Source organism: Zarconia navalis LEGE 11467, from assembly GCF_015207075.1.
Classification (GTDB): Bacteria; Cyanobacteriota; Cyanobacteriia; order Cyanobacteriales; family Geitlerinemataceae; genus Zarconia; species Zarconia navalis.
On the sequence record NZ_JADEXN010000242.1, the window covers coordinates 1 to 7,564 of the forward strand.

Here is a 7,564-nt window from a genome sequence, read left to right on the forward strand (position 1 = left end):
CCCTACGGACTCCCCGGCCCGGCCGCCAGATACCCCCCATCCACGGGTAAAATCGCCCCGGTGATAAATGAGGCTTCCTCGGAGGCGAGAAATGCCACAGCGGCGGCCACCTCTTCTGACCGCCCGATGCGATTGAGGGGATGCCACGATCGCACGACCCGATCGACTTGAGGATTACTGAGCCACTTTTGGGTCATTGGGGTGAGAATGACCCCCGGACAGATGCAGTTAGTGCGGATATTTTCGGCGGCATGGGCGATGGCCATGTGGCGGGTGAGGTTGATTAACCCACCTTTTGCCGCCTGAAAAGCTATCCCCTCCCGAGACCCTCGCAGACCGCCAATAGAGGAGATATGGACGATCGCCCCGCCACCCCGGCGATGCATTTGGGGAATCGCAAATTTAGAGATTAAATACGCACCTTTGAGATCGGTATCGAGGGTGAGGTCCCATACTTCTTCTGGGGTATCGATCGCGGTTTTACTACCACCGTGAATCCCCGCACTCGTCACCAGCACATCGAGACCTTCAAACTGACGCGCCAGTTGGGCGATCGCTTTTTGGCAGTCGGTTTCTCGGGTGACATCACAGGGAACAGGGATGGCTTTGCCTCCCAGCCCCTCGATTTCTTCACAGACGCTCACCAGTTTGTCTAGCGTCCGTCCCACCAAAGCGATGGATGCACCTTCAAGGGCTAACCGCAGCGCGCTCGCCCGACCGATACCGCTGCCTCCCCCAGTCAGGAGAGCGGTTTTTCCTTCAAATCGTCGGGATGGCAGAGTCTCCATGGGTGTGTTTGCAAGTAATAAGTTTTAAGTAAAAAGTAATAAGTTCGATTCCAGGTTTTAGGCAAGGCGCAAAGGATTCAAAAAATGAGTTTGACTTTGACTTTTCATTCATCGAGAAGCTTCATCCTATCTTTTTTAAGCTAACTGCATCAGACTTATTACTCATGACTTATTCTCTTCTTCTGTTCCGTCTATGTGGCTTCAAACGGCGACCGCCACTTTTGGCTGCAATCCCAAATCTTCTAGTGTTAAATCGAACGTCCTGACTTGGATATTCGACCATTGCGTAGGCTGTCCCCAATATTGAAACAAACCGAAAGAGGCGCGCTCGATTTTGGGAAGGTGCGCGTCGAGGTCTAAATTATCCTCCTGACACACCCATATATCCGGTTCTCGATTGCCTTTCTTCCAAATCCGGAAGCGGGCGCAACTGAAACCGGCATCCAGGATGACTTGGTGGCGAACGCAGTAGGTCACACCCGATCGAATCGGCAGTTTTCGATCTTTGTTCGTCTGAATCACCCAGGTATCTTCCTTGTCGTACAGGCTATCTCCCCAGGCAATCCAAATCTGGGGCCGTCCCCGATAATCGAGGGTGGCTAGTCCGGCGGTGGCGTATCCGGGTTTGATGCCCAAATCTGGGGATTGGGAGACGTGGGCAGCAAAAAAATCGCTCAATCCCAGAACGCACCAGCCTTTACCGAATTCGCCAAATCTTACGTCGTAGGTGGCTTCTTGGCTGCGGTGGGGAGAACCGAGGAGGAGCAAAATATCGGAACCGACGGGAGAACGAGAAACGATCGCATTTTTTTCCCGATCGATCTCGAAGTCTCCATCCACCACTTGGGCAATATCCTGAATACTCTCGAAGTCGCGCAAATCCCGTAAGTCCAAAGGTAGGGATACCGGATGAGAATCCCAAATAAAGTCCGCTTCGAGAATCTCCCGAATTCCCTCCCCATCTTCAATTTCGATGGCAATCTGATTCCACCCATCTTGCAAGTGGGGCGAATCGATGGGAATTTCGATATTAAAGTGACCGGGTCGGTCTCGCAGTCGCAGAACCGCCGGAGTGCGGGTTCCCCAGGGATACTTTGGGCCTTCTGTGGGGTGGGATTCGAGATAAAAATGCACCGGGGAACTGCCGTTGAGGGAATAGGTCGATCTTCTGACGGGGAGTGCGGCATCGGTTTTGCCCAAAATATTGATATCGCCGTGGCGATAGCGAACTCGCTGTTGGTTGCCCTGTAGGAGTTGAATCATTTGACTAGGTACTGTCTGAGTTGTAGATTTGCGTCCGTTTATTCGGAAGAACCTGGAGTTGCTCGACCCTAAAGAAGCGACTGGTAAATCGTGAGAAAGTCCGCTAGTTCGGTATTTTCTGGGTTGAGTTCGAGGGCAGTTTGGTAGGATGCGAGGGCTTCTTCAAACAGGCCCCGTTCCTGGAGGGCGGCCGCCAAGTTATGATGAACTCCTGCCAACTCGGGATGCATGGCGATCGCCTGTCGGTAATAGGCGATCGCCGTTGTCACATCCCCCGCTTTCTGGCAGGCTTGCCCCAACTCGGCATTGGCAACCCCGTAACCTTGTTGCCGGTCGGGGGGTAGCTGCCCCTTGGCGTAGAGAGCGTTTGCCAGATTTACATCCGCTTCGGTGCAGTCGGGCTGGAGTTCGAGGGCTTTTTGATAGGTGGCGATCGCTCGTTCCCATTCCCCCTGCTGTTGCAGCGCGTAACCGAGGTTGTTGTAGGCGGCGACCAAATTCGGTGCCAGGACGATGACGCGCTCGTAGGCGGCAACTGCGTCGGCAAACTGCCCTCGGATGGAATGCAGATTCCCCAACCCAAACCAGGCTTTCACCGACTCGGGGTGAGCGCGGATGGCCGCATCCAACCATCGCCCGGCACTGTCGTATTCCCCCGACTGACCGGCGATCGCGCCTAAACCGCACAGGGCATCGGGTTGATTGGGGGAAATCTCGAGAACCTTCCGGTAAACTCGATCGGCTTGAAGACAGCGATTGGCTCGATGGTATTGACTTGCAAGTTTTAGAGCCTCGGACACCGTGGCCATATAAATACTCTCCTTTCAATTCTTAACGGTGGCGATAAATCTCAATCTTCTCGATCGAACTTATATCAGTGCGATCGATTCGGGCTGGGCAAAATCTATTTTGGGACGTTTACCCAGTTGTTGGTATTGGTATAAAAGATCGTCGGTTACTGTCTCGAATGAAAACCGATCGAGAGCGCGATCTCTGGCGGTTCGGGCGATGGATTTTCGCAGTTGGTCATCTTCAAGCAATCGAGAAATCGCTCCGGCTAAAGCATCTATATTTCCCCGTTCCACGAGCAAACCCGTTTTGCCATCTTCGATGAGTTCTGGAAATGCCCCACCCCAAGTTGCAATGACGGGAACTCCCGCCACCATTGCCTCAACAATCGGCATTCCGAAGGGTTCGTGCCACACTGAGGGAAAGAGGAAAATATCCGAGGCGTGATAGTAATCGACAAGTTGCAATTGCCGAAGTAAGCCGGGGAAGAAAATTTGCTGCTGGATCTTCTCTCCCCACTGTTTTTTTAACTGCGAAAGATACTCTTTCAAATAAGCAGACCAAGCCCCTTCTCGATGAAATTTTTCTAATTTCATCACCGTCGGATCGTCGCTGACTCCAATACCAAACTCACGGGGGATTACCCCAGTGGGCCCGACAAGGTGGAGTTCGATTTCCGGATAGCGATCGAGAACTTTTCCAAAGGCTTCGAGTAAAATGTGAGAACCTTTTTCTGGAGAAACTCGACCGATAAATAGCAAGCGTTTGCGATTATTGTTTACATTTTTTGGAGTTTTCAAACTCGAGAGCTGAATAAACCGATCGACATTGGCTCCGTTGTAAATTGTTTGAAACTGGGATGAGACTTTAGAAAACTTTCGTTTGAGTTTCTCGGTAATATAATCGCTACAGGCAATCGTTAAATCAATATTTTTTAATCGTTTTTCGACGAGAGATTTATCGAGCTTTAATAACAATTCATCTCCGAGATGCAAAACTGTTTTGAGATTGGGTTCGATCGATTTTAGAATGGTCGCAAATTGAGAAAACGTCCAGACATGAGCGATATCGATGCGATCGATTTTTAACTGGCGAGCAATGCGGGAAATATAGCTGAGAAAATACTGGCTCGATGCTACCAATGGAATATCGGGAGACTCGTTCGCCGTTTCCTCGATTGTTACCTCCATTGCTTCTTCGATCGCCCTATCTTCTGCAATGGGGATATAGCGAAACAGCACCTCCTCGTGTCGCTCTTCTCGAAAGTCCCGACCCGGTACGTACACCGTGACATCGCAATCTCGAACCAACAAACGCGCTAGTTCGTAGGTTAAAATTCCCAGAGAATCTGTCGGATTGGGAAAGATCGTCATCACCGCAGGTTGGCAAATAAAAGCGATTTTCAATCGATCGGGTTTCTTCGCTTTATCGAGTTGCCGTTGAATGCTATTCGCACGAATAGAAGCCAAGCGAGGGCAAACGCCCACCTGCTCAGATTCCTCAGATTTAGAGTCCCTCAATTCCAATACTTTTCCATAGCAAGAAAGGGCTTCTTCGAGGCGATTTTGAATGGCAAGGATGTTTCCCAAACGGTAATGGGCGATCGCCAAATCCGGAGCCAGAGCGATCGCTTTTTGGTAACATTCAATGGCGGCGATCGAATCTCCCGCTTTTTGTCGCGCCCAACCCGCCTCACAATTGAGCGCCCCGTAATTGGCATATTTCTCCAGGGGCAGCCGATCGACTTCATACAGCACGTTTCCCAAACTTAAATCGGCTTCAGTACAGTGGGGATCGAGTTCGAGAGCTTTTTGATATTCGGCGATCGCCGCCTCCCACTGCCCTTGTTTTCGCCGGATATCACCCAAATTATTCCGCACGGCTGCCGTTTCTAACCCCAACTCCAAAATGCGTTGGTAACATTGCGCAGCTTCAGGGAGTTGCCCTCGAACTTGCAGCAGGTTCCCCAGGCTAAACCAAGCTTTGACAAATTGCGGCTGAGACTCGATGGCGCTTTTAAACAATGCTTCTGCTGATTTCTCTTCACCAGCTTGCTGCGCCAGCGTCCCCAGTCCCCACAGGGCATTGGGTTGGTGGGGTTGTTGGGATAAAATTTGGCGGTAAACTCGACCCGCTTGGGTGAGGCGGTTACCGTGATGGTGTTTGGCAGCAACTTCCAAAGCTTTGGCAATCGTTGTCATCGTCTTTCTCCTGGGCGATCGATTTTTTGGCCGACAGTACGGGCGAGGAAATCTTCTAGGGCGCGAACGGGTTCTAAATCTCTGTAAACGCGGTGTTTGTTGACCGCTACTTTCTCGGAAATAGCTTGACGGTATTTGAAGTCGCGCCCCAAACGAATGGCAATCTTGATGTAATCGTCTTTATCGGCGGCGATGGTTTCTTCGATGCCCATCATTTTCAGAACTGCCAGGGTATGTCGCCCGCGCATTAAGTCTCTGGGGAGGGTGACGATCGGCAAATTGTAGTCGAGGGATTCTAGGGTAGAATTACATCCAGACCAGCCGATACTGTCGAGAAACACATCTGCAAGAGCGCTCGCCCCGGCAAAAACTCTGGTTTTCATGCGTGGTAAGAAAACGCAATATTGGGTTGAATCTAAACCGAATTGAGCGAACGATCGCCTCAAACGTTCGTAGAAAATATCGGTGACGTATTTGCCTCGGGAATGTTGAATAAAAATAAACTTCGAGTTGGGCAGCGATCGGGCTATTTTGGGAAAGACATCATCGTCTTGGGGTAAGTATTTATAGATAGACTGACAGCACCAAAACAGAATATCGTCATCTTTGGTGCCAATATCCGATCGAGAAATCTGGATGGGTTTAAGTTTGAGAGGGGCATAGAAAATCGAAAGGTTGGGCAACCGAACCACATCTTCGGTATAGTTTTTGGCAGCATTCTCCGGTTCCATTAAATCGCTGCTCAAGTAATAGTCGATGGTCGATAAACCGCTGGTTTGAGGATGCCCCCAAGATGTCATTTGAATGGGAGCTAATCGCAAACATCCCAGTTGTAATGCGATCGAACTCATCCCAAATTCAGGAAAAATGAGAACGTGCAATCGATCGCTCTCAATTTGCTGACACCATTGCTCTAAAGACCGCTGTCCCATTTCAAATTGGTCAAAAGAGCGAGCGGCTATTTTTGTATGAATATCGGGTTTTGGCTCGCAATAGTATCCAAATAATTCAAAACGGCTTCGATCTATATTTTCGACCCAACCCTGAATGGGAATTTTCCAATTTGAGTGACTGTGGAAAAAAGCCGAAACAATGCCAACGCGAATCTTTTCATTTGTCTGCAATGGAGGCAACATTGGCGGCTGACTCCACTGAGGATATCGAGAGTGCATCAAAGAGACGATCGCCTGTCCGTATTGTTGTTGTAAGTGGCGATCGTTCAACCCTTGATACGCCAAATAAAAGGGCTGGGACGTGCCCACTGCATCTGCATAAATTGCCCGTTCCTCAGAGGTCGCGTTTTGATAGCGATCGACTAATACTTGTAGATATTGGCTGTAGTTTTTTCGACTGGCTTCTATTTCTTCAATATTTTGATAAATAATCGGAATTTGACTGGTTAAAGTTCCAAATCTAGGACGTTCAAAATTGGGTTCGATCGCCATGGCTTTTTTATAAGCGGCGATCGCTTCAGTACATCTTCCTTGTGCTTTTAATAGGTTTCCTAAGTTGCTATAAGCTTCGTAATAATCTTCTCTCAATGAAATTGCTTTTTGATAAGCTTCGATCGCCTCGTCAAATTGTTGGTCTTTCGCCAGCGCGTTGCCTAAGTTATAGTGACCGATCGAAATATTCGGCTGAATCTGAGTTACCTGTTGATAGGCCGCGATCGCCTGTTTGATTTTGCCAGACTCGATAAATGCTTTTCCCAAATAATTATGGGTAATTAAAGCAATTTTAGGTGAGGGATTGAGAGTTAAAACTTTTTGGTAAGCCTCGATCGCATCTTGCCATCGATTTTGATACCGAAGCAGATATAAATCTCCTAAAGCACCGTATGCCATTATTCCGTCGGGCTGAATCTCTATGATTTGGCGATACAAAGATTCCGCCCGATCGAATTGACACTTCTTCTGAGCGATCGCCGCCAGTAGCATCAATATATCAATATGATGTGGATCTTTTTCAAGAATTTCCTCCGATCGGGTTTGCGCTTCGACCAGATTTCCCCTTTTATACTCTTGAATAGCCGTGTTAATAGAATCTTTTAGTACTAACATTAAAGTTAAGTATTAGTTGCAAAATCAACCTTAAGTGTCTTGATTTATAAATAATAAATAGGATTAATTTTCAATCGAAGCAAACGGCAAAAAATCTATTTTAGATTGGTTTTTATTATTAAACTAAACTTACAGGATATCTAGGTGCCATTTTGGCAGTAAATCTAGGTAAAAATATAAATTCGATCGCCCGATCGAAAAAAAAGCAGTACCAAGACATAGTACCGCCGAGTATTAGGAGTAGACTTTTAGAAGTCAGTTGTCTGGTTTAAATGCCGAGGTAGACATTATAATTTTCAGACTATAACAGTAAAGATAAAGCTACCAAAGATCGATGGGATCGCCACCTTCTTCACCAATAGCTAAAGTCGTCACATCCGGCGGACCGATGGGTTTGGGGGGAATCGGCCAGGGAAGGGGAATGGGTTTGGGAGGTCTGGGATATTCGTCGCTGGGGCATGGT

At 48.4% G+C, this 7,564-nt stretch carries 5 protein-coding genes; all 5 read right to left on the bottom strand.

Translation table 11 applies throughout. The annotated features are described in order from the left end of the window. Window positions 1-2 precede the first annotated feature (2 nt). Entirely contained in the window at window positions 3-788 is a 786-nt protein-coding gene (locus tag IQ235_RS13370) for an SDR family NAD(P)-dependent oxidoreductase (protein WP_264321952.1), read from the bottom strand. 201 nt (window positions 789-989) lie between these two features. Next, window positions 990-2,051 carry a hypothetical protein gene (locus IQ235_RS13375; RefSeq protein WP_264321953.1) on the bottom strand — a complete coding sequence of 354 codons (1,062 nt, stop codon included), beginning with the start codon at window positions 2,049-2,051 and terminating at the stop codon, window positions 990-992. A gap of 68 nt (window positions 2,052-2,119) precedes the next feature. After that, window positions 2,120-2,860 carry a tetratricopeptide repeat protein gene (locus tag IQ235_RS13380; protein ID WP_264321954.1) on the bottom strand — a complete coding sequence of 247 codons (741 nt, stop codon included), beginning with the start codon at window positions 2,858-2,860 and terminating at the stop codon, window positions 2,120-2,122. 60 nt (window positions 2,861-2,920) lie between these two features. Further along, the gene (locus tag IQ235_RS13385; protein ID WP_264321955.1) at window positions 2,921-5,041 is read right to left on the bottom strand and encodes a glycosyltransferase; all 2,121 of its coding nucleotides are present in this window, start codon (window positions 5,039-5,041) and stop codon (window positions 2,921-2,923) included. Further along, window positions 5,038-7,101 (bottom strand): O-linked N-acetylglucosamine transferase, SPINDLY family protein, encoded by a 2,064-nt coding sequence (locus IQ235_RS13390; RefSeq protein ID WP_264321956.1) that lies wholly within the window; start codon window positions 7,099-7,101, stop codon window positions 5,038-5,040. The genes IQ235_RS13385 and IQ235_RS13390 overlap by 4 nt, the downstream gene beginning before the upstream one ends. Window positions 7,102-7,564: the final 463 nt, after the last annotated feature.